The sequence below is a fragment of the Bartonella sp. TT121SHDZB genome, from assembly GCF_042193415.1.
GTDB lineage: Bacteria > Pseudomonadota > Alphaproteobacteria > Rhizobiales > Rhizobiaceae > Bartonella.
In genome coordinates, this window is sequence record NZ_JBHILR010000033.1 from 1 (window position 1) to 2036 (window position 2036).

Sequence of the window (2036 nt, forward strand, 5' to 3'; positions counted from 1 at the left end):
TTAACCGATACGTTTCAAACGCTTAAAGAGAAAAATTTGATAGACGGTATACTTAAAGAAAACAGTGAATATTTAGAATACCAGAAAAATCTAAATATCAAAGTTATCTTTGGTAACCCGCCTTATTCAGTAGGACAAAAGAATGAAAATGATAATGCAAAGAACACTCCCTACCCGATATTAGATAAACGGATCAGTGAAACTTATGCGGCTCAATCTAAAGCAAGTAATATACGAGCGCTTTATGACAGTTATATACGTGCTATTCGTTGGGCGAGTGACCGTATTCATAATGCTGGGGTAATTGGTTTTGTTTCTGGTTCAAGCTATATAGAAAAGCCAGCAATGGATAGTTTACGAAAATCTTTAGCCAAAGAATTTACGAGTATTTATGTACTTAATTTACGAGGTGATATCCGTAAAAATATGATGAATAAAAATAACGCTCAAGAAGGTGAGAATATTTTCGGCAATGGTAGTATGACGGGTATTGCCGTAACATTATTTATTAAAAATCCCAATGTTTCTGGAGAATGTAAAATTTACTATCATGATATTGGAGATAATCTTTCCACCGGAAAAAAACTTGAGATGCTTCAATACTTTACTAGTATTGGTGGTATAGCTAATAAATCAAGTTGGCAAATGATTACACCGGATGAACATGGTGATTGGATTAATCAACGTGATAACAGTTTTGAAACATTCTTAGCTATAGGTGATAAGAAACCTTATGATAAAAAACTGTTTGAGATTTATTCTTGTGGTCTAAAAACTAATCGTGATGCTTGGGCATACAATGCAAGCCGTGAGGTTTTAGCAAAGAACATGCACAATACGATTGCGTTCTATAATAGTGAAGTAGAACGTTTTAATGCTGCTTATGGACATGTTGATCGCAGAATACATAAAAATGCTGTAGATAATTTCGTCAATACAGATGAAAGCAAAATTAGTTGGAGTAGTAGTTTAAAAGAAGAAATTATAAGGGGAAAGTTTTCTGAATTTGAGAATGATTGTTTAATTCAAAGCCTTTATCGTCCTTTTACACAACAATGGCTCTACTATAATCGTATTTTTAATGAAAGAACTTACCAGATGCCTCGTATATTTCCGATGGGAAAAGCGGTTGAAAATAAGGTAATACAAATTTCAGGCATGGGAACTCAATCAGGTTTTTCTGTTTTGATAGCTAAGTCTATACTTGATCTTCATGTTGTGCATAATGGTCAATGCTTTCCAAGATACTTTTATGAAGATATTACCTCCTTAAAATCTAAAGATAATAACCAGTCACATTTATTTACGCATTCTACAGAAGAAAGCACAACATCTGGTTTACAAAGGCGTGATGCTATAACTGATGAAGGATTAGCACATTTTAAAGCGGCTTATCCTAATGAAAAAATCACTAAAGATGATTTATTCTATTACGTTTACGGTCTACTTCATTCGGAAGATTACCGTGCCCGTTATGCTGATAACCTCTCTAAAGAATTGCCTCGTATCCCTTGCGTAAAGAGTGCTGATGACTTTTGGAAGTTTGTAACAGCTGGGCGTGAATTGGGTCATTTGCACGTGAATTATGAAACTATAGAACCTTATCCAGTGACCTTTAAAAAAGGTAATCCAAAAGTTACAGAGATCTCTAATCCAGAAAAATTCTATTATGTAACTGAAATGAAATTCGCAAAAATTAAGAATAGTAAGGAAAAGGATAAATCGACTGTTTTTTACAATAGCAATATTATCATAACAGATATCCCTCTTGAAGCTTATGCGTATATCGTTAATGGTAAACCCGCTCTTGAATGGGTTATGGGGCGTCAATGTGTAAAGACTGATAAAAAGAGTGGTATTGTGAATGATGCCAATCGTTATGCTGTTGAAACCGTTGGCAACCCTGCCTACCCTCTAGAGTTATTTCAGAGGATTATTACCGTAAGTTTAGAGACAATAAAAATCGTTAAGAACCTACCAAAACTAGAAATTAGAGAAACTGAATAGACTTGGCTTGCTAAACTCACAAGGGGTAT

Annotated in this window: 1 protein-coding gene; it reads left to right on the forward strand. The window is 34.3% G+C overall.

The annotated features are described in order from the left end of the window. The coding region (locus tag ACFIKI_RS08295; RefSeq protein WP_375666739.1) for a type ISP restriction/modification enzyme at positions 1–2007 on the forward strand (2007 nt) is incomplete at its 5' end. Between the last annotated feature and the right edge of the window lie 29 nt (positions 2008–2036).